This window comes from Ruegeria sp. BC7 (genome assembly GCF_056539165.1).
Genome location: NZ_JBQFUL010000001.1, coordinates 753,391 through 772,607, shown reverse-complemented (window position 1 = coordinate 772,607; position 19,217 = coordinate 753,391). Strand labels below are relative to the sequence as shown.

Sequence of the window (19,217 nt, the reverse complement as noted above, 5' to 3'; positions counted from 1 at the left end):
GTTCGTTGCTTTTCCTCAGACCGGGAAGTGTTTTGGGAAAAACCGCGACAGCGAAAGCATGCAAACATCCCTGAATTCCCGACGATCAGCCACTTTGGGATACAACATCAAGCTTAGCCACGCCCCATCAGACATCGCCTCTACAGCACGGGCTGTTTTTTCCGGATCGAGATCGTCGTAACTACCTTCGGTAATCAATTCACCGCACAGGCGCAAAATTCGATCATATCTTTCGTTGTCATATTTATTATGGATCTTCAGATAATTAGGCCGGTACTTTGCCTGCCCCCAGAAAGCAAACCAGACAGCCAAGCGCTTGTGGGTGCAGATACTTTTGTCAAAATCCGCTCGAATGATGGCTGCCAGCCGATGTGCGGCTGTAGGTTCCGCATCGTCGTAAGACTTTAGCCAATTCTCATAATGCTCTTTTGCAAGGAAACCCAACGCAGCGTCATACAGTGCTTCCTTGCTGTCGAAGTGATAGTTCACAACGCCATGAGACAGATTGGCAGTTTCGGTCACATGTTTGAGCGTCGTGTCAGAAAACCCACGCTTAGAGATCGAGTCGATGGCCGCCATTATCAACTGCAAGCGACGAACTTCAGGAGGTTCGGTGCGTCGTTTTTTCTGAAGCTCATGCGTCTCCAATTTAACTCTCCTCTCTTTCGGCCATTTGCCTGTCCAGCAAATCCGCTCTCTGTTGTCGGAACATAATTATTGCTGCGATGGCAACGCAAATAGCAATCACAAGAATCATGATGGTTGCTAGCGCGTTGATGTCCGGCCTGAGGCCCAGTCGAATGCGTGAAAAGATCAAAATTGGCAAGGTATTTGCGCCAGGGCCAGTAACAAAACTTGCTATAACCAAATCATCGAGAGACAGCGTGAATGCCAGCAACCATCCCGAAATTAGTGCCGGCGTCAGCTGTGGGATCGTTATAGCCGTCAGAACTTTGAACGGTTTTGCGCCAAGATCGGCGGCCGCTTCTTCCAGTGTTTGCCCCACACCGGTTAAGCGTGCCTGAATTGTCACCGCCACATAGGCCATAGAAAAGGTAATATGCGCGATTGTAATCGTCGCAAAACCACGCTCTGCAGGCCATCCGATCACCTGGTTCAGAGAGATGAAGAAAACCAGCAAAGACAATCCGGTTATCACTTCAGGCATCACCAAGGGCGCGACCAACATCCCTCCGAACAAAGTCCGCCCCTTAAACCGGCCAAAGCGCACCATAGCAAGACCTGCCAAGGTGCCAAGCGCTGTGGCAAATGTAGCGTTCACAATGGCAATCTGAAGACTGAGTGAAACAGCACTCCAAACTTCGGCAGATTGAAAAAGCTCCTTGTACCAGCGTAACGACCATCCACCCCAAACTGGTACCAGCTTGGAGTAGTTGAATGAGTAAACAACCAACAGGATCATTGGGATGTAAAAGAATGCCAGTCCCAAGGTCAGCATGATGGTTAAGAAACGAGAGCGTTTGGCGTACATCTATTGCTCCTCCGCTGCTTTCCCTTGGTAGTGCTGGAAAACCATGATTGGCAGCACCAGTATGAACAGCAAAACAATCGCAACTGCGGCGGCCACTGGCCAATCGCTGTTTCTAGAGAACTCATTGTAGAGAACCCGCCCAATCATCTGCACGTTGCCGCCACCTAACAGATCGGGGATAACGTATTCGCCGGTCGCAGGGATGAAGACCAGCAGTGAACCAGCGACAATTCCAGGCATCGTCAGAGGTAATGTGATTTTGAAGAAAGTGTTCGTTGGTTTGGAACCAAGGTCGGCGGCTGCCTCGTTTAGGCTGTTGTCCAGCTTCTCCATATTCGCGTACAGCGGCAGGATCATGAACGGCATATAGGTATAGACGATCCCGATATAGACGGCGAATTCCGTGTAAAGCATGCGGATCGGCTCATCGATCACCCCCAGCGCTATCAGAAGGTTGTTGATCGTGCCTTGATCCGCAAGCAGGCCCATCCACGAATAGACCCGCAACAAGAAAGACGTCCAAAACGGAAGAATGATTGCAAACAACAAGAGCGGCTTCGCGACCGGCCCCGATCGTACAATTGCATAGGCAATAGGGTAGCCAAACAAGAGGCACAAGAACGTACACGTTACTGAAATCTTGAGTGAATTTACGTAAGTGTCAAAGTACAGGCTGTCTTCCCAGATGTAGACAAAATTGTCGAAGACTAGGCGGATTGTCATGATCCCGTCACCTGTCCACTCAATTAAACTTGTGAATGGCGGGCTCGCAATCGCCAGCTCAGCTAAGCTTATCTTTGCGACAATGAAGAACGGTGCCAGAAAGAATACAAGTAACCAGAAGAACGGTATGACAGTGACGATCTGACGCCATCTGTTCTGGATACGCCGCATCACTAAACGGATCATGGGTTGTCGTTCAACCTGCGGCGGTTCGAACATATCCTCGGTGAAATCCGTCATGAGTGGAGCAACATGGCGCTAGACGGATCCCAGCTGATATTCACCTTGTCTTCCCAGGTTAATCGCTGCGCAGCATGCGTCGGACGTGACTGGTTGGGCTGAGTGACGTCGAAGATTTCGCCATTGGGAAGCCTTACCTTGTAGATCGATGTCTCTCCCAAATACCCAACATCGTCGATAACGGCCGCTGTCTGGTTCGCGCCCTCAGCAATTGCATCAGATTTCTCAAGTCGAATTTTCTCGGGCCTCAGCGCAACCCAAATCTTGCTGCCAGCCTTAACAGAATGACCGTGATCAATATAAACTTCGCAGAACTCGGTTTCGACCCGAACATGGTCGGCCCCATCCTCGGTCACCCTGCCCTCAAAAATATTTGCTGATCCGATAAAGTCAGCCACAAAGCGGGATTCTGGAAACTCGTAGATCTCTGTCGGAGTTCCAATCTGTTTGAAGCGACCCGCGTCCATAACCGCCATTCGCGAAGACAGGGTCATTGCTTCTTCCTGATCGTGAGTCACGACGATGAACGTGACGCCGACCTTGTCCTGAATGTTGGCAAGCTCAAACTGCGTTTGCTTGCGCAGTTTTTTGTCCAAAGCAGCCAAAGGTTCATCCAAGAGCAGCAGCTTTGGACGTTTGACTAGGGCCCGCGCCAAGGCAACACGCTGGCGTTGCCCACCGGACAATTGTTTAGGTTTTCTCTTTTTGAAATCTTCCAACTCAACAAGCTTGAGGATGTCGTGAACTCTGTCCGCAATGTCTAGCTTGGGGACATGGTCTTGCTCCAACCCGAAAGCCACGTTTTTTTCGACGGTCATATGCGGAAACAGCGCATAGCTTTGGAACATCATATTGGTCGGACGTTCGTAGGCTGGCACATCGGCCATATCGACTCCGTCGATAGTGATTGTGCCACTGTTCAATTCCTCAAACCCAGCAAGCATTCGAAGCAGTGTCGACTTTCCACATCCAGATCCGCCTAAAAGGCAGAATAACTCTCCTTTGTAGATATCCAGATCAACATTGTCGACAGCGGTCACTGCACCATATTTCTTGGTTACGCCTCTGATTTTGACCAAAGGTTGCTGCTCTTTTTGATCAAGCCGTGGTTCTGGGCTGACAGCCGTGGAAACAGTCAATTTGGGCCTCTTAGTCTGCCAGTCGGGATCCGGGGATTCAGTAGCGAACCGGTCAGGTCCGCTACTGAATTTGCCAGTATGGGTGGATTTAGTTTCCGGCCTTAAAGTCAGTCCAGGTACGTGTCTGCAAGCGCTCGACCTTGGGAGGAAGAACGGCGGTCGTGTACATCTTGGCAACCTGATCCGATGTTGGGAACGCGGCTGGGCTGGAAGTTACAGCCTCATCGACCATCGGCTTGGCAGTCAGGTTGGCGGTCGCGTACCATGTGAAGTTACTATCATTAGCCGCAACCTCGGGGCGCATCATATAGTTCAGGAAAAGATGTGCGTCTTCTTTGTTCGCGGCGTCTTCAGGGATCAGCCATCCATCTATCCAAAGCTGCGCTGTACGATCACCTTCGGGCAGGAAGAAGTCTAGCACGACACCAGTGTCGGCTTCAACTGCGCCAGACATGGCAAGGAGACCATCAGGGCCCCATGTGGTTGAGACACAGAACTCTTTCTGGGGCATCCGTTGATAAGCATAGTTATCGAAGGTTTTGATGTATGGCCTGATTTCCGCCAGCATCTCTCCAACCTTCTCATAGTCTTCCTTGTTTGTGGAGTTCGCATCCAGGCCCATATGCGCCAAAGCCATCGGAATGATGTCGCCTGGGGAATCCAGGAATGAAACGCCGCACTTGGACAACTCTTTCATGTGAACAGGATCGAAAACCATATCCATCGATCCTATGGGGGCATCTGGATACGTCTCTTTCACCAATTCTTCGTTGTACGTGACGCCGTGCGTTCCCCACATATATGGAATGAAGTGTTGGTTGCCTGGATCCCATTCACTTGACAACTGCTCCATGATTGCGGGGTCGATGTGCTTGATATTGTCCAGCTTCGACATATCCAGCGGCGCAACAATACCCGCTTTTATCAATCGAGCCGTATCACTACCGGCATGACTAACCACATCATATCCGCTGTTTCCCGCTAGTAGCTTCGCATCAATTGCTTCGGCAGAGTCATACGGATCATAAATAACCTTAATACCGTATTCTTTTTCGAAGTTCTCGATTGTGTCTTCAGCGATGTACTCTCCCCAATTCGTAACCTTCAACACACGCTCTTGCGCGTAAGCCGATCCCGAAACTGCAGTAGTAGTTGCCGCTATAACTGTAATTCCGGCGATTTTCCTGATTGAGTTCATAACTTCGCTTCCTCTCCCTGAGTGGTGGCTGAATTTGTCTTGCCTTATTTGCTAGTCTGTCTTCTCGAATGATCGCGCCTGCGTTGCGGGCGCGATCACCAAGCACCCCATTCTCCCAAGTCGCTATATTTTTATCTGACTGGTCATTCAGAACGGTAGTCCGCTGAATTCTGCACTGTCAAGCTTGGCTGAATGAATTTTGATCATATCGCTACATATCACTGGTTTTGTATCTGATTTGAGCAGGTAAATCGAAAACCATCGACCAAGGAAACCTCACGGGCGTGACTAGCAGCACATTTTTGAATGATCATTCAGTCAGAAAAAGTTGACGAGCAACTCAATTTAAGCGACACCTACACTCAGTCGAAGAGTGGCGGATCCAGCAAGGCAAAATTTTCAATCTTGGACACTGTCCCCACCTGAGACCCTAACTGACCAAACCAAAACTATGCGGGTTGCTCCGATGCGCGACGAAGCCAGAAACACAGAAATTCCCGCCAATTGGGACCGTCGCGGGTTGCCCGGCTGGTGCTATCACAGCAACGCCCTTCTTGAACTCGAGAAGAGCGAACTTTTCAAAACGCATTGGCAAATCGCGTGCCACGTTTCGGATGTTCCGGAACCCGGTAATTTTCTGTGTTTTGACATGTGCGGTGAACGCGCCCTGATCTTGAAGGACAGCAACTCGGACATCCGCGCGTTTCTAAACGTTTGTCGTCACCGCGGCTCTCGGCTGGTCTCGAAAGAGCAAGGAAAATGTGCAAACGCTCTAGTTTGCCCATTTCACGGCTGGGTTTACAATCTTGATGGAACGTTACGCGGCGCCGCCCGTCCGGAGTCGTTCCCCGATCTAGACAAGCACGAGTTTGGCCTGAAAGAGATTGAAATGGAAATCTGGCAGGGTTTTGTCTTTGTCCGTTTCAAACCTGGACCCCAGCCATCAGTAGCCGAACTGCTAGCCCCGATTGAACAGGAAGTCTCTGCCTACAAAATGGCCGAACATGTCCCGACGGACGGAATCTGGACCGAGGAGACTCCTGTAAACTGGAAATCGATCAGAGATGTCGACAACGAAGGGTATCATGTCCCGCTCGCGCACCCTGCCCTTCAGGATTTATATGGTTCGACCTATTCAGACGAACCATATGTCGACGGCGTCTCACGCTCCGATGGAAGATTCACTCCGACGAAGGGCCGCAGGTGGGCTGTTCGCAACTACAAGAAATTCACTAGACCACAGCCTCACCTGCCGGAACACTTGCACAAAACTTGGCTTTACTACGGCATTTTTCCAAATGCGGTAATAGCCGTCACACCTGAGACGACCCTCTTTTATCAAGAGTTTCCGATCACGACGGATAAATCCATTCTACGGAGCGCGACATACCGAAACTCGAACGAAGACCGCCAACAAAGAGCGGCACGCTACCTTGCCGCTCGGATTGATCGAGAGACAGTGGAAGAAGATATTCAGCTCACGATATGGTCCAACGAAGCCATGGCTTCAGAGGCGTTCGAGGGCTTCTATCTTTCTGATCTCGAGTACGGCGTACGCTCCCATCATGACCATCTCAGGAAAATTCTTCCAATCTACAACTCTGAATCAGCACCTGGAGAAGATGAAGTCGCCGCGTTGAATGATGCGATGTCAGCTGAGCCGAAATCGTGACGAAAGGTATATTCAAAGTGGAGGAAGCAGAAGCTCAAAGGCAGTTCCTGGCAACGACTGTCGGAACGCCTGGTTCTGGTGCCACAAGATATGCAGCTGCGATGTATTTCTTTAAGAACGGAAAGCTTTCTGCCGAGATGCTGGAAATCTACCGAAGATGCAGCAAGTTTGACACGGAGGATCCGCTCGATCTGGCTAGATACGAGGGCGTTTCAATTCCAGAATTCGTTTGCAATCTATGCTCAAGAACTAACGAATGACTTCTCGCGCGCAAATGAACAAATCCTTAGACAATTCAGATCCTTGTAAATTCTCACGATGCTGAGAAAGCCAAAAACCTACTCCGAACATTGTCTCACAGGCCACTTAAAGTGTTGGAGCGAAAACATTGAAAGTTTATGACTTTGACGTCGTTGTCGTTGGTGCCGGAGCAGCAGGAATTGCAGCTACTCGTGCTCTCGAATCGGCGGGACTCTCAGTAGTCTGCATCGAGGCATCCAACCGCGTCGGGGGGCGCGCGCACACGGACACGGAAATCTTTGGCGTCCCGTTCGACGTGGGAGCGCATTGGATGCACACCGAACATGCAAACGCTCTGAAAGCTCCGGGTCTAGCACTTGGTCTTGATCTCTATGCGGCCCCGGACAACGCGGTGACGTATGGCTTGGAGGATGACGCTGTTCTGTGGGACGAGGTCGACGAAATTCATAGCGCGATAAAAGAAGCGGCGCGCATCGATGCAGAAATTGAAGCAAGTACCGGAATTCCAACAGACCGGTCCTTGGCAGACATTTGGCATAACAAAGGGCATTGGTCATTTACGGCAGCGATGACATTCGCGTTGTCAATTGCCAGAGATTTGCCGGATACATCTCTGCGAGACATCAGTGCCTGGGAGGGCGGAGACGATTGGTTTTGCCGCGAAGGCTTCGGACACCTCATTGCATGCACCGCAAAGGGGCTGCCAATTAAATTGGCCACTCCGGTCACAGAAATAAAATCTCTCACTGAAGGCGTGCAGATAACTACGGCCACTGGCAAGATCAAAGCTCGAACCGTAGTTGTTACAGTTTCCGTCGGCGTCTTAGCCGAAGACATCATCCACTTTGATCCCCCGCTAGAATCCGACCGACGCTCAGCGCTCGAGCTCATCACTATGGGAGACTACAATCACGCTGGCCTCCTTTTCCGCCCCGGAGCTTTGCCAGTGCAACCGGATACTTGGCTGACATACCACTTAGAACCCGACGCCAAAGGGGTAGCCCGTGGAGGTGGTTTTCTTTGCGACATCTCAAACACCGGTTTAACTAGCTTTGAAAGTTCTGGCAGCTTTTCCAAAGATTTGCAGGATGCGGGATCTGAAAGCGCCATAGAACATGCGCTCGAAACACTGGTTGGCTTCTTCGGCACGACAGTCAGAAAAGCCTTCATCAAAGGCCACGCCACCGCTTGGCGAAATGAACCTTATGTGCGTGGTTCTTACGCTGGAGCCAGACCAGGAGGCCACGACAAACGCGCTGTCTTACGACAGTCTCATGCTGAGCGGGTGCACTTCGCCGGTGAAGCGACACATCCTAACCAACAATGCTCGGTCAGCGGAGCCCACCTAGAAGGATTAAGGGCCGCGGAAGATGTGTTGGCGCAGTTAAGCTGAACACCTGGCGATCAATTTGCTCCAGCACTGGAACAATCTAAGAATTTCAAGCAAACCTTTCGACAAAATTCACAAGGCTAAACTCAGCTTTCGCGTGCTCTGCGGTCAATTCAGATCAAACTATCCAATCAATGAGAGATGATAAGCGGTTGAAAGTTTTGGGCGAACACCAAGCGGCTGTGTTTCAGCGGGGTGGCACTATGGGGTAAGATACTCTCTTTTGATTAGTTTTCTTGGATGCCCAGTAAGGAACGAAACCAGACTAAGTGTCACAGAATGTCTGTGTCTGCTCTGCAGACGAAGCCGCCATTCACTGCATTGCTTTGAAGATGCCCCGAGATCGCATCGCAGGTTTTCAAAAGATGACAATGCCCGAGCGTTGTTTTAACCTTGCTTTATGAGAGCTCGCCTTGCCGTGATCTTGATGGCCGACCTGGTCGGCTATACGTCCGCAATGGAGGCGGATCAGTCACTCGCAATCGGGCTGATCCGCGAACTTCGGGATAAACTACTGGAACCAGAGGCCGTACGAAGAGGCGGCGAGATACTGAAGCGTATGGGTGATGGATGGATAATTGCCTTTCCTTCAGTGTCAGCGGCAATCGAAACCGCTCAATTTGTGCAACTTTCATTGGTCGACCATGAGAAAATCAGGCTTAGGATGGCAGCTCATCTCGGGGAGATCGTTCAAGACGAGGCCGACATTTATGGCGCCGGTATAAACATCACCGCACGCCTGCAAACCGAAGCACCACCCGGTGGTGTGATGATCTCCGAAGACCTTAGGCGGCAGTTGGACAAAAAGTTCTCAGCGGGTTTCAGCGATGCTGGTACGTTCGATTTAAAGAACCTTGCTCTTCCTGTGAATGGGTTTCAATGGCGGCCCGCCACGCAGCGTGAAATAGAACATACCGAGTTGCCTTCTATTGCAGTCGAGCCGGTCACAAGTGCTCCCGAAACGAGAGAGACGCTTGAGGTTTGTGCTGACCTGCAGGAGCAATTGGTTCACAGTCTTTCGCGTCGCACTGGTGTGCGTGTAATTGCAACAGATTCAACATCCGAGACCAAAGCAACTTACAGCCTGAGGTGCAGGTTGCGCTGCCGGGAGACCGAAGCAAGGATCTCGTCCAGCCTTACCCGCTTGGGAGATGGACAGGTAACTTGGTCGCGCTTCTTAAACGGAAGTTCAGAGGATTTGTTTGAATTAAGCGATCGGGCTGCAGAACAGCTCTCAAACGATTTACGTCTGCAGATCAACGCATTTGACGGTGACCGACTGAGCGACATTCCAGACGATCAACTGAGTCCAAGTGAGTTGAGATCCCGAGCGGCAATGCTGTTTTATCGTGCCACCATCGAGGACTATAATCATGCGGGTAAATTGCTTGAGCGCGCGCTTCGACTTGATCCCGAGAACGGATCCGGGCTTGCGATGTGGTGTGAAGCCAAACTGTACCCCTTGGAAGCATGCTATCGCGAGCCTGACCCTGATCTGCGCACGCGGATCATCGAGTATTCGAACAAGGCTGTACAGGCAGCTCCTCGCTCCGACTATTGCTGGTACACGAGGGCACAGGTGCGTGCGCGCCTCGCGCGTGATCTGCATGGTGCGAGGAAGGACATTGATAGAATTTTCCGTCTGAACCCTAGCTACGTGTTGGGCATGGAGGCAAGCGGTTACACCGAAGTTATTGCCGGTAACTGGGAAGCTGCACGGAACAGTTTGGTGGGGGCTGTGAGTCGTTCCAAAGAGGATCCGTTTCTGCCATACCGGCTTTATCCCCTTTCCATTGCCCACATGATGGCAGGTGATAAGCAACTCGCGATCGAAGCTATTTCAGACGCAACTGAAATGCGTCCCTACTGCAGACACTTCTGGTTAGTTAAGGCGTGGATACTCAAGAAGTCGGGAATGCAGTCCAAAGCGGAAACTGCTGCAGAACGTGCTAAAGCGCTGTCTGAAAAAGCGGATATCCTGGCACAAAACCTTCATCTGCCTGAACCGATTAGAGAGGCTATAGGGTTGCCAGGTGATCCGATCCAAGCTTAGAGGCCTAAATGGGTTACAATAGCGTAGACTTATGATCGAATGGTAGACATGTAAGACGTTCCCGCCTTTCGATATTCTGCCAAGACCCAACCTGAAGCGCGCTAACTACTTTCACCTCGGGCGATGATATGCGTTATTTCTCAGGGTCGCTTTGGGCTCGGTGCGGTCATTCGCTCGATTCAGTTGACCGTCTGCATTGCGGGACACACCGGAAATTCGTAAATGGCTGGATTCCGCAGCCTACTCGATCAGCATGTGGATCTCAGCACGTACATCGGAGTTGCAAAATCCTGTTCTTCGGCCAAAGCTCGGAAACAACCTTAGTAGAGTTGAAGGAAACCCCATGGCTAATCTGGGCACACGTCCGATCAGGACGCGCGACGACATAGCTGAGTTCGAAGCCGAGATGACGCTCGACGAACGGTTGCCCGAGCAAAGCATCTTGGAGGTCTTTGAAAACAGTGCTGAGCGTGATCCCGATGCTGTTGCACTGACGATGTTGATGACCGGAGCACCAGATGAGCAGCCTCGTCGTGTCACCTACGGCCAGCTACTTGGGCAGATCCGGCGCGCAGCAAATCTTTTTGCCGAGATTGGAGGGGAGGCACCGGGCGTGGCGTATATGTTGCCCGCTTTGGTTGAAACACACGTCACGCTTTGGGGCGCAGAAACGGCTGGTTACGCTGTGCCCATAAACTTTCTTTTGCAGCCTGAGAGCATAGCAGAGCTTATCAAAGCGTCGGGGGCGAAAATCCTCGTTACTCTTGGCCCACACCCACAACTCGACATCTGGCAGAAAGCTTTGGCATTGAGGGAGCAAATCCCGGACCTCGTGCTGGTACGCGTTTCTCCCCCGGGTACGCCTGCTGAAGCCGGGGTGATTGACCTCACCGAGGCATTGTCTGACCAACCACAGGATCACCTGGCATTTGGGAAGGCCCGGAGCGGTTCTGATCTGGCGGCCTATTTTCACACCGGGGGTACAACGGGCGTTCCAAAGCTTGTTGCACACACGCATCGCAGTCAATTGGTTGCAGCTTTCGGGGGCGCAGCTATGTGTGGTTTTCGTTCGGATGATGTTTTTACGGCCACGTTCCCGCTTTTCCACGTCGCCGGCACGATTGTGGGCGGGCTCAGCTGTTTCATGGCAGGCGTAGAGCTGCTTGTGATGACGCCCGCGGGTTTGCGTAATCCATCGGTGGTCGAAAGCTTCTGGCGGCTTGTCGCAGATCACAAAGTCACGATTGTCGGAGGTGTTCCAACCGCGATTGGGGCGATCCTGCAGACACCGATTGGTGATAATGACGTCTCGGGCGTGCGGGCGGGTGCAACCGGCGCATCACTGCTTCCACCCGCCGTCGGGCAACGCTTCAAGGAGGTCACGGGCTGCACTTTGTTCGAAATTCTTGGCATGACAGAAGCGTCCGGACTGATCAGTATCGACCCACTGGGTGGTTCTGGCACTGCGGGCTCAGTGGGTTGGGCGTTGCCATACACAAGTGTCGACGTTCTGAAGCTGGAAAGCGATGGCCGTCTGGGAGAGGAATGCGAGGTCGGCGAAATTGGTGTAATTGCAATTACAGGCTCCAACGTGTCTCCAGGATACAGCGAGCCGAGCTTCAACACTGGGGTATTCGACGAGGGTGTCCTAAACTCGGGCGACTTGGGATACAAAGACGCTGATGGCTGCCTGTACGTTGCTGGCCGTTCGAAAGACCTCATTATTAGAAGCGGTCATAATATAGATCCGGCCATGATCGAAAACGCGATGAGCACCCATCCCGCTGTCGCGTTGGCCGCTGCGGTCGGGATGCCTGATCCTTATGCCGGAGAACTGCCCATGTGCTTTGTTCAGGTCCACACACCGGATGATGTTACGGTCGAGGAACTCATGGAACATGCTCGGCAGACCATCGACGAAAGACCGGCATGGCCCAAAATCATTGAAATTGTTGATGAGATTCCCCTGACGTCCGTGGGCAAGATTTTCAAACCCAGCCTGCGATGCGATGCTGCAAAGCTGGTCGTGAAAAATCTGCTTCGTGACGAACTTCAGGTGTCTGATGCCGATGTGCAGGTGGAGGCTGGAGGGCCACGCGGGCTTTGCGTGACGGTGAAACTGAATGATGCAAACACGACGTCCGGACCTCTTGTTGAGCAAAAGCTCAAGGATTTCCTGTTCGAGACGCGCATTGTGGGAGGATCGTAAAACGCGCTCGTCCTCGCTGCGCGAGTTTCCGATCGCAAAATTTATTGCACCGCGGACGCCCATTGTGCGAGCCTCTTAAACGATCGTATTGTTCGGGGAGGGCAAAATGGCGGTTCCGTTGGGTGTGATATCGGTCTTCGTCGGTCTGGCAATATGGGCGGGTCTGGCTGTTCATGCGGTCATGAAGAGAAAGTTCGTGCCCGTACTTCTCTTTGGCATTCTGCTGATGCTGTACTTGAACGCCGGATACGTCATTTACGGCCCCGCGGCCTCCATAGCTAACTTTGTCGGTATCTATGACGTGTTGATCAATTTGGGACTGAGCGATCCGGTGAGTGCCGCTGCCGTCTCCACGTGCCCAGACAATTCCTGCTCTGTCTGGGGCAACACATTCACAAACCATCCTGCGTGGGGCGTTGCCTTTTATGATCGTTTTGCGAATGGACCAGAGCTGAGATCGGCTCTGCTGCTTGGGCATGTCGTCTGCAATTCCATTGTTTTTGTGCTGATGCACGTACAAATGTTCTTTCCCGGTGGTCGGGGGGCGAACCACGCGATCCTCGGGCGCATCAGCTTTGGGATACTGACAGTTGGTGTTGGTTGCGCTGCGATACTCGCGGCCCAACACGGTCCTGTTGGAGAGTACGGCGGGGCCCTGTCGACATGGGGCTTTTTCTCAATGTCTATCTTCGTCTATGCCACCGCTGTTATGGGAATACTGGCAATAAGACGACAGGATACAGCCCAGCACCGTATCTGGATGTGGCGCTTTGTTGGTTCGATGTGGGGATCATTCTGGTTGTTTCGTGTTCTACTTTTTGTCATCGATCCGCTGTTTCGCGACATCGAAGCCCTCGCGATCCAGATTTGCATTTGGGGATCGGCGCCGGCTGGCATTTTGATTGCTGAGATGGTTCGAAGACGAGTCGATGAACGGGATGAAATCGCACCAGTCGTAGCTGAATAGGCTTTTTGTGCATCATCAGATTCACGTATGGCGATCCATAAGCACCATTCGAGACGGTCTCAAAAAGAGGCTGCTTAGGGCTCAACGAGGTCATTCGACCGTTTTTGTCTGATGACGGCTAAGCGCCGCTAAGCGGTCTTTCGGCAGCAGACAGTCGAACTTTCTTCATTTAGTGAACGCTCTGCACGATAACAGTCGCTGGCGATAATAGTCCGCTGTTACCGTGCTTCGAACATAACTACCGCCCAGCTATGCCGTGTAAGGCACAAGTATTCGCAATTCATGCCGAATTACGATATATAAAATAAATACTTGCCACGTTGCACCTTCACCTTCTGAGAACAGAGGAGTCAAATATGCCAACACCTCTCTTCAAGCCAGGTCATTCTGGCAATCCCGGCGGGCGACCCAAGCTGGACCCCGAGACAAGAAAGTTGATCCAGTCGAACGGCGAGGTCGCGGTGAAACGCATGAGCGACCTTTTGTCGATGGACGAGCTTTTCAATCGCATAGATGGGAACGGTGAATTTGTATCGGGAAAACTCTCTGGCAAAGAACAAATCGCCCTGTTAGCCCTAGCTCAGGACCGAGCATTTGGACGCGCTGATGGCGTTAGCATCACACACACCCACAGCGGAACTGTCGGTATGAGCATCAATCCGAGACAGCGGCTCAAAGATATCAGCCACCGCCTGCCAGAAAGATTGGCTCAGCAAAAGGTGATCGATTCAAAACCCGATGACGACGAGTAGTGTCCAACCATCACATAGCTGCTGTCTAAGTTGGAGGTTTGGGTTTGTATGCACAGGTCAATCGCTTGCGCGCGATAACTTAGGATTGACCCACCAATTTTGTGCGTTCGGTCCCTTCCGGTGGCATAGTGATCGTCGGCGCATGACACATCGCATCGGGAGAGTTTGGTAACCCTTGGTCTATAGCGCCGCAAGAAGTGCGGCTAGAAATCCAATCATTTCGTGTAGCGTAGTTGCCTTGGAGTTGCCTTTAGGTGAACGTCCCTACGATACTCAAGTGGCCTAACCACGTAAAATAATGAAATTTAAATATAAAATTGGTACCGCCTCCCTGGCTTGAACAGGGGACCTCTGGATCCACAATCCAGCGCTCTAACCAACTGAGCTAAGGCGGCACTCGTGAGGGGCGATTTACCGAACGCGCCCGGGGATTGCAAGAGGATTAAAGCCGAATTTTCCAGCTTTGTTCGACAAGATCGACACCGAAGGAATGGACCGGTTTGCTGTCCATCAATTGCCAGCCTGTCGCCTTGTAAAGCGCACAGGCGGCGCGATGGCTTTCGTGCGTCCACAGTGACATCTGGCTGAATCCAACGGAGCGCGCGTGGTCCATACATGTGTGCAACAGGCGTTTGCCCAGCCCCATTCCCCGCGCCTCGGGCACAAGGAAGAACAGGCGCAGCTTTGCGGTGCTCTCGTCCAGTCTGACGCAGAAAATGCTGCCTAGACGCTGACCTTCTTGCTCGGCGATCCAACCACACTCGACCTCGGGATCACGGGTCGCCACGAAATCTTCAAGGATCTGTTGAACCAGCCGCGCAAAGGACTTGTCGAACCCTTCATCGCGCTCGTAAAGGATTCCGTGCTGTTCAACCAACCACGGCACATCCAACGCGCGAAAGGGTCTGATTTGTGCATTTCTCATACCGTATCTGACCGCATCAGCGTCTTGATTCTCAACCCTTTGCGCGATAGCACGAATGCTCATCCCCGGAGGCGCATATGGGCATCAATACCGAACGAGACATTCAGGCCAACCTGCAAATCGGCCCGACCGACCAAGGCATGGTGCGCCTGTTCATCGAAGCCGACGGTCTGGAAATCCCGATGGATTTTGACCCGGAAGAAGCCGAAGAGATTGCGGATGAAATCCGTGCGGCTGCTCAGGCCGCGCGCGCGGTAAAAGACTGATCCGTCACAGCCTCGGGTCGCGCAGGGTGTGCAACCTGCGGGCAGCATCGGTCGCGAATTTCTGAATCATTTTCTTACGGCGCGCCGGGGCAATCTTGTCCTCGGGTGCCATGCGCACAATCTCGGCGTCATAGGCATCCGCGATAATCAAGCCGGTTTCCGCAGGAAGCAGCTCGGTCGGAAAATCGGTGTCCACGGCCCAGAAAAACCGGTCGCACCATTCCAGATAACCCTGCCATTTGGAATCCGACTGATAATCTGCCCTGCTGGACTTGCATTCAATCACCCACAGTTCGCCCTTGGGCCCCAATCCCATGACATCGACCCGAAGTCCGCGCGATGGCACGAATTCCTCGACAGACACAAACCCATGCGCGCTGAGGTGACGCGCAACACCGCGCGCAAGTCTTTGTCCGGGCTGTAGGTCCAATGTCATCTGCCAAATGTGAACAATTAGCGAACAAAAATCAACCCGCGCACCCTTGCGCATCCGGCTGCCAAACACTAGTTAGACGCTTGGCGGGTTCTGCCCTTCTTGTGACAGGTAGCATTCTGGTGGCCTTAAGCAATTCCGAGGGGGCTGGCTCTGTTCAGGTCCTGGCCTGATTACCTGGCGCCCACCTGTACAAACAGGTCCTCGGGAATCACACCGCACGGTTGTCTGGCGGTCCCGCCACATTTTCCAAGATTTGATTATTTCCACGTGGGGGCATCCTGACGCACAACAGCAGGCTCAAAGTTGTGCACGACCGGAGAGCCACGGCGCGGGCCACCGGGTTTCTCGGCCATGCTCATGATCTTGTAAGCAAATTGCACACCGGCAAAGACGATGCCGTTCATGAACCAGATCATCAGCAACGCGATCAGGCCGACATCTGACCCGGTGATGAGACTACGCAGGTTGGCCACATTAAACGCCAGCAAAACCCCGACAAACACCGCCGAGATCACAAACCCCCAAGCAACCTGAGTAATGTACAGACGGATCAGTTTGGGCATAACGGGCCTCCTTACGCTCTGACATTCAGGTTAGCGCATGTGAGGCCCGGGTAAAGGCGTCAGAATGCCTCGGGCTGGGCTTCGCGGGCCATGTGATCCAGCACCGCGTTGACGAATTTCGGCTCTTTTCCTTCGGGAAAGAAAGCACGCGCCACGTCCACGAATTCGGTGATCACGACTTTGGGCGGTGTATCGCTTTGCGTCAGTTCGGCCCCTGCCGCGCGAAACGCGGCGCGCAGGGTCGGGTCGATGCGCGCGATGGGCCATTTGGCGACCAGCGCGCGGTCGGTCATCTGGTCGATTGGGGCCTGATAATTCACAGCATCCTCGACCAGTTTGCGGAACAGGCGGGTGTCACCGTCCAGCATTTCGTCACCCTCATAGACAGCACCAAACCGGTGATCCAGAAACTCATTCACAACCTGTTCGGTTGTCTGGCCCGACTGCTCCATCTGGAACAGCGCCTGCACAGCATAGAGGCGTGCGGCGGATTTCATCAGGCGTTTCTGGTTGGCCGGTTTCGGCGCGTCTGTCTCGGTCATGCTGTCGTGGATCCGTTGCTATCGCCCGCCACTAGGATGGACTCGGACGGGGGCTTGAAGCCCACGCCCTTATTGGAAGAGCCCCACTTACGGCTGAGCGCGATCAGATGCAAGGCCGCAGCCGCAGCTCCGCCGCCTTTATTCATCTTTTCGGGGTTGGCGCGAACCTCGGCCTGTTCGTCATTCTCGACGGTCAGGATGCCGTTGCCAATCAACAGACCTTGCAGGCCCATGAGTTGAATGGCGCGACTGGAATCGTTGCAGACGGTTTCGTAATGCGTGGTCTCGCCGCGAATAACGCAACCCAGCGCGACGTAGCCGTCGTAGTTGCACTGACGGTCGGCCATGGCGATGGTCGTCGGGATTTCCAGCGCACCCGGCACTTCGACCACGTCGCAAGTGCCGCCCGCGGCCTCAATCTCGGCCTTGGCACCAGCGACCATGTTGTCCGCAATGGCGCGATAGAACGGGGCCACCACCAGCAGCAGCTTAACAGGCTTGTCGAAGGTCGGGGTCGGCAGGACGCCGTGTTTGTCTTGTTCAGCCACAATCAATCATCCTTGAGGATAGAGCGGGTGCCGACGATGGACAGGCCAAAGGCGTCGAGCCCCAGATATACGGTTTCCGGCGAGTCGGTCAGAAGCACCAGTTCCTGAATACCCATCTTGGACAGGATCTGTGCGCCAAGACCGGTTTGTTTGATGGTGCGCGGGCCTTCGTCCTCAGCCGCATAAAGCGAATTACGCGGCTGCCGGAACAGGCAGACCACTCCCCGGCCCTCTTGGGCGATCTTTTCCATCGCGCGGGGCAGCTCGCGTGACGACTTGGGACCAAGACCCAGAATGTCGGGCGCTTCGTGCAGCGCGTGGGTGCGGGTCAGGACAGGTTCAGAGGTTGTGATGTCACCCTTGATCATAACAACATGCTCGATGCCATGGGTCTGATCAGTGAATATCCGCATCTCCCATTCACCGCCATATTCTGAATTGACGATTTCACGCGACGTCTCGACAACCAGATTGTCATTGCGGGACCGATACGCGATCAGATCGCTGATCGTGCCAATCTTCATATCGTGTTCTTTGGCGAACTCGACCAGATCAGGCAGGCGCGCCATAGTGCCGTCGGCCTTCATAATCTCGCAAATCACACCCGACGGGTTCAGCCCGGCCAAGCGCGAAATATCAACCGCCGCCTCGGTATGACCCGCACGCACCAGCACCCCACCACGTTTGGCACGCAGAGGGAAGATGTGGCCGGGGGTGGCGATCTGCGCCATCGTGTTCTGTTCGTTGATCGCGGTCGCCACGGTCAACGCGCGGTCGGCAGCAGAGATGCCGGTCGATACGCCCTCACGCGCTTCGATGGACACGGTAAACGCCGTTTCATGGCGCGACGAGTTGTTCACGGCCATCATCGGCAAACCCAGCGCATCCACGCGTTCGGCTGTCATCGGCAGGCAGATCAGCCCGCGCCCATGTGTGGCCATAAAGTTGATCGCCTCGGCATCTGCGAATTCGGCGGGGATGACCAGATCGCCCTCGTTCTCGCGATCTTCGTGATCGACCAGAATGTACATCCGGCCTTTGCGTGCCTCGATGATGATCTCTTCGATCGGGCTGATCGCATCACGCAATTGCGCCTCGACGGGTCCGGGGGTTTCAAAGCTCATAAGGCAGCCTTTCGCAGAGCAAGTTTGCACGGTTGGATAGACCACCCCGCGCCCAAAGGCCAGCCCGCAGGCAGCAAGGTTCGATCAGAACGCGACGTAGATGTGCGGCTCAGGACATCTCGGCCAAGCGCGCCACATAGCGGGCCAGCGTGTCGATCTCCAGATTGACCCGATCACCAACGGACACGTCGCCCCAAGTCGTCACTTCCTTGGTATGAGGAATGAAGTTGATGCCAAAGTCGCACCCGTCCACGTCGTTGACGGTCAAAGAGGTTCCATTCAGGGCCACTGATCCCTTGGGGGCGATGAACCGTGCAAGATCCTTGGGCGCGCGAAGAGTCACGCGGGTGCTGTCGCCTTCATCCTCCAAGCCCACAACCTCTGCCACGCCGTCGACATGCCCCGAGACGATATGGCCGCCCAGCTCATCGCCGACTTTGAGGGCGCGTTCCAAGTTTACTCGCTTGCCCAACTGCCAACTATCAAGGTTGGTCTTTGATACGGTCTCGGCGCTGATCTGCACGTCATACCAGTCATCGCCCAGCGCGATCACGGTCAGGCAAACACCATCACTGGCGATCGAGGCACCGATATCAATACCCGACGTATCATAGGCCGTTTTGATCCGTGCCCGCAGATCGCCCTGCTGGTCCAGCTCGGTGACAGTGCCGACATCCGTAACGATCCCAGTGAACATTGATTAACCCTCAGCTTCTA

At 53.4% G+C, this 19,217-nt stretch carries 19 protein-coding genes and 1 tRNA gene; 7 read left to right on the top strand and 13 right to left on the bottom strand.

Annotation, left to right across the window (positions count from 1 at the left end):
- Positions 1–15 precede the first annotated feature (15 nt).
- From ACR0KS_RS03575 to ACR0KS_RS03555, 5 genes are all read right to left on the bottom strand, one after another.
- The gene (locus ACR0KS_RS03575; protein ID WP_170482795.1) at positions 16–648 is read right to left on the bottom strand and encodes a TetR/AcrR family transcriptional regulator; all 633 of its coding nucleotides are present in this window, start codon (positions 646–648) and stop codon (positions 16–18) included.
- Between the two features lies 1 nt (position 649).
- A complete protein-coding gene (locus ACR0KS_RS03570) occupies positions 650–1,492 on the bottom strand; it encodes an ABC transporter permease subunit (RefSeq protein ID WP_170482798.1) in 843 nt (280 codons plus the stop codon).
- Entirely contained in the window at positions 1,493–2,401 is a 909-nt protein-coding gene (locus ACR0KS_RS03565) for an ABC transporter permease subunit (RefSeq protein WP_371810599.1), read from the bottom strand.
- 50 nt (positions 2,402–2,451) lie between these two features.
- The gene (locus ACR0KS_RS03560) at positions 2,452–3,594 is read right to left on the bottom strand and encodes an ABC transporter ATP-binding protein (RefSeq protein ID WP_170482804.1); all 1,143 of its coding nucleotides are present in this window, start codon (positions 3,592–3,594) and stop codon (positions 2,452–2,454) included.
- An 88-nt stretch (positions 3,595–3,682) separates the two neighbouring features.
- Positions 3,683–4,792: an extracellular solute-binding protein gene (locus ACR0KS_RS03555; RefSeq protein ID WP_170482807.1), complete on the bottom strand. Its 1,110-nt coding sequence runs from the start codon at positions 4,790–4,792 to the stop codon at positions 3,683–3,685.
- A gap of 466 nt (positions 4,793–5,258) precedes the next feature.
- On the opposite strand from ACR0KS_RS03555, the gene ACR0KS_RS03550 reads away from it, so the two are divergent.
- The 6 genes from ACR0KS_RS03550 (at position 5,259) to ACR0KS_RS03525 (ending at position 14,096) form a co-directional block, all read left to right on the top strand.
- A complete protein-coding gene (locus ACR0KS_RS03550; RefSeq protein WP_170482810.1) occupies positions 5,259–6,464 on the top strand; it encodes an aromatic ring-hydroxylating oxygenase subunit alpha in 1,206 nt (401 codons plus the stop codon).
- Positions 6,465–6,852: 388 nt separating this feature from the next.
- Entirely contained in the window at positions 6,853–8,118 is a 1,266-nt protein-coding gene (locus ACR0KS_RS03545) for a flavin monoamine oxidase family protein (protein WP_170562713.1), read from the top strand.
- Between the two features lie 424 nt (positions 8,119–8,542).
- Positions 8,543–10,168: a hypothetical protein gene (locus ACR0KS_RS03540; protein WP_170562710.1), complete on the top strand. Its 1,626-nt coding sequence runs from the start codon at positions 8,543–8,545 to the stop codon at positions 10,166–10,168.
- Positions 10,169–10,511: 343 nt separating this feature from the next.
- Positions 10,512–12,377 (top strand): acyl-CoA synthetase, encoded by a 1,866-nt coding sequence (locus tag ACR0KS_RS03535; protein ID WP_170562707.1) that lies wholly within the window; start codon positions 10,512–10,514, stop codon positions 12,375–12,377.
- Between the two features lie 106 nt (positions 12,378–12,483).
- Positions 12,484–13,344, top strand: a complete 861-nt coding sequence (locus tag ACR0KS_RS03530) for a DUF2306 domain-containing protein (RefSeq protein ID WP_170482822.1) — start codon at positions 12,484–12,486, stop codon at positions 13,342–13,344.
- A gap of 470 nt (positions 13,345–13,814) precedes the next feature.
- Positions 13,815–14,096: a hypothetical protein gene (locus ACR0KS_RS03525; RefSeq protein WP_170549149.1), complete on the top strand. Its 282-nt coding sequence runs from the start codon at positions 13,815–13,817 to the stop codon at positions 14,094–14,096.
- Between the two features lie 318 nt (positions 14,097–14,414).
- Here the strand turns inward: ACR0KS_RS03525 and ACR0KS_RS03520 are convergent.
- Both ACR0KS_RS03520 and ACR0KS_RS03515 read right to left on the bottom strand, forming a co-directional pair.
- A tRNA-His gene (locus ACR0KS_RS03520) sits at positions 14,415–14,491 on the bottom strand.
- Positions 14,492–14,538: 47 nt separating this feature from the next.
- Positions 14,539–15,021, bottom strand: a complete 483-nt coding sequence (locus ACR0KS_RS03515) for a GNAT family N-acetyltransferase (RefSeq protein WP_170562705.1) — start codon at positions 15,019–15,021, stop codon at positions 14,539–14,541.
- A 77-nt stretch (positions 15,022–15,098) separates the two neighbouring features.
- On the opposite strand from ACR0KS_RS03515, the gene ACR0KS_RS03510 reads away from it, so the two are divergent.
- Positions 15,099–15,287 carry a DUF6324 family protein gene (locus tag ACR0KS_RS03510; RefSeq protein ID WP_170383615.1) on the top strand — a complete coding sequence of 63 codons (189 nt, stop codon included), beginning with the start codon at positions 15,099–15,101 and terminating at the stop codon, positions 15,285–15,287.
- A 4-nt stretch (positions 15,288–15,291) separates the two neighbouring features.
- Here ACR0KS_RS03510 and ACR0KS_RS03505 read toward each other — a convergent pair whose 3' ends face one another.
- From ACR0KS_RS03505 to ACR0KS_RS03480, 6 genes are all read right to left on the bottom strand, one after another.
- Entirely contained in the window at positions 15,292–15,723 is a 432-nt protein-coding gene (locus ACR0KS_RS03505) for an MmcB family DNA repair protein (RefSeq protein ID WP_170383612.1), read from the bottom strand.
- 257 nt (positions 15,724–15,980) lie between these two features.
- Positions 15,981–16,286: a hypothetical protein gene (locus ACR0KS_RS03500; RefSeq protein ID WP_170562702.1), complete on the bottom strand. Its 306-nt coding sequence runs from the start codon at positions 16,284–16,286 to the stop codon at positions 15,981–15,983.
- Positions 16,287–16,345: 59 nt separating this feature from the next.
- Entirely contained in the window at positions 16,346–16,828 is a 483-nt protein-coding gene (gene nusB / locus ACR0KS_RS03495; protein ID WP_170562699.1) for a transcription antitermination factor NusB, read from the bottom strand.
- Positions 16,825–17,376: a 6,7-dimethyl-8-ribityllumazine synthase gene (locus tag ACR0KS_RS03490; protein ID WP_170549139.1), complete on the bottom strand. Its 552-nt coding sequence runs from the start codon at positions 17,374–17,376 to the stop codon at positions 16,825–16,827. Before ACR0KS_RS03490 ends, nusB begins: the two co-directional genes overlap by 4 nt.
- A 2-nt stretch (positions 17,377–17,378) precedes the next feature.
- On the bottom strand, positions 17,379–18,500 hold the full coding sequence (ribB, locus tag ACR0KS_RS03485) for a 3,4-dihydroxy-2-butanone-4-phosphate synthase (RefSeq protein ID WP_170383604.1): 1,122 nt from the start codon (positions 18,498–18,500) through the stop codon (positions 17,379–17,381).
- A gap of 109 nt (positions 18,501–18,609) precedes the next feature.
- Positions 18,610–19,197: a riboflavin synthase gene (locus ACR0KS_RS03480; RefSeq protein WP_170383602.1), complete on the bottom strand. Its 588-nt coding sequence runs from the start codon at positions 19,195–19,197 to the stop codon at positions 18,610–18,612.
- Positions 19,198–19,217 lie beyond the last annotated feature (20 nt).

What these genes read in the sequence shown, in the direction of transcription:
- ACR0KS_RS03550 (WP_170482810.1), top strand. Translation starts at nt 5,259, where the DNA reads ATGCGCGACGAAGCCAGAAACACAGAAATTCCCGCCAATTGGGACCGT.
- ACR0KS_RS03505 (WP_170383612.1), bottom strand. Translation starts at nt 15,723, where the DNA reads ATGACATTGGACCTACAGCCCGGACAAAGACTTGCGCGCGGTGTTGCG.
- ACR0KS_RS03515 (WP_170562705.1), bottom strand. Translation starts at nt 15,021, where the DNA reads ATGAGAAATGCACAAATCAGACCCTTTCGCGCGTTGGATGTGCCGTGG.
- ribB (WP_170383604.1), bottom strand. Translation starts at nt 18,500, where the DNA reads ATGAGCTTTGAAACCCCCGGACCCGTCGAGGCGCAATTGCGTGATGCG.
- ACR0KS_RS03555 (WP_170482807.1), bottom strand. Translation starts at nt 4,792, where the DNA reads ATGAACTCAATCAGGAAAATCGCCGGAATTACAGTTATAGCGGCAACT.
- nusB (WP_170562699.1), bottom strand. Translation starts at nt 16,828, where the DNA reads ATGACCGAGACAGACGCGCCGAAACCGGCCAACCAGAAACGCCTGATG.
- ACR0KS_RS03525 (WP_170549149.1), top strand. Translation starts at nt 13,815, where the DNA reads ATGAGCGACCTTTTGTCGATGGACGAGCTTTTCAATCGCATAGATGGG.
- ACR0KS_RS03535 (WP_170562707.1), top strand. Translation starts at nt 10,512, where the DNA reads ATGGCTAATCTGGGCACACGTCCGATCAGGACGCGCGACGACATAGCT.
- ACR0KS_RS03565 (WP_371810599.1), bottom strand. Translation starts at nt 2,401, where the DNA reads ATGATCCGTTTAGTGATGCGGCGTATCCAGAACAGATGGCGTCAGATC.
- ACR0KS_RS03500 (WP_170562702.1), bottom strand. Translation starts at nt 16,286, where the DNA reads ATGCCCAAACTGATCCGTCTGTACATTACTCAGGTTGCTTGGGGGTTT.
- ACR0KS_RS03480 (WP_170383602.1), bottom strand. Translation starts at nt 19,197, where the DNA reads ATGTTCACTGGGATCGTTACGGATGTCGGCACTGTCACCGAGCTGGAC.
- ACR0KS_RS03540 (WP_170562710.1), top strand. Translation starts at nt 8,543, where the DNA reads ATGGCCGACCTGGTCGGCTATACGTCCGCAATGGAGGCGGATCAGTCA.
- ACR0KS_RS03530 (WP_170482822.1), top strand. Translation starts at nt 12,484, where the DNA reads ATGGCGGTTCCGTTGGGTGTGATATCGGTCTTCGTCGGTCTGGCAATA.
- ACR0KS_RS03510 (WP_170383615.1), top strand. Translation starts at nt 15,099, where the DNA reads ATGGGCATCAATACCGAACGAGACATTCAGGCCAACCTGCAAATCGGC.
- ACR0KS_RS03570 (WP_170482798.1), bottom strand. Translation starts at nt 1,492, where the DNA reads ATGTACGCCAAACGCTCTCGTTTCTTAACCATCATGCTGACCTTGGGA.